Here is a 249-nt window from a genome sequence, read left to right as displayed (position 1 = left end):
GCCACTTCTTTACCTTTATCAACATATTTCTCGATAAGCTGTGCCTGTTTTCCCCAGGCCACTACATTGTGCCAGTCGGTTTGTTGAATTTTCTCTCCTTCCTTGTGATAGTATTCATTGGTAGCCAGTGAAAAACTGCTTACTTTTTTACCACTTTCGAAGTTTTTAATTTCAGGGGCATTCCCCACGTTTCCGATTAACTGTACTTGATTTCTTAGATTACTCATAATTAAAAGATTTAGATACCTG

General features: G+C 37.8%; 1 protein-coding gene. It reads right to left on the bottom strand.

Features of this window, described 5'->3' with window-relative positions; genetic code table 11:
• On the bottom strand, positions 1 to 227 hold a 227-nt coding region (locus RM529_RS17970), incomplete at its 3' end, for a single-stranded DNA-binding protein (protein ID WP_311486090.1).
• Positions 228 to 249: the final 22 nt, after the last annotated feature.

The organism is Autumnicola edwardsiae (genome assembly GCF_031846505.1).
GTDB classification, from domain to species: domain Bacteria; phylum Bacteroidota; class Bacteroidia; order Flavobacteriales; family Flavobacteriaceae; genus Autumnicola; species Autumnicola edwardsiae.
Note: the sequence above shows the minus strand (reverse complement) of the source record. Positions and strands in the feature narration are given on the sequence as shown.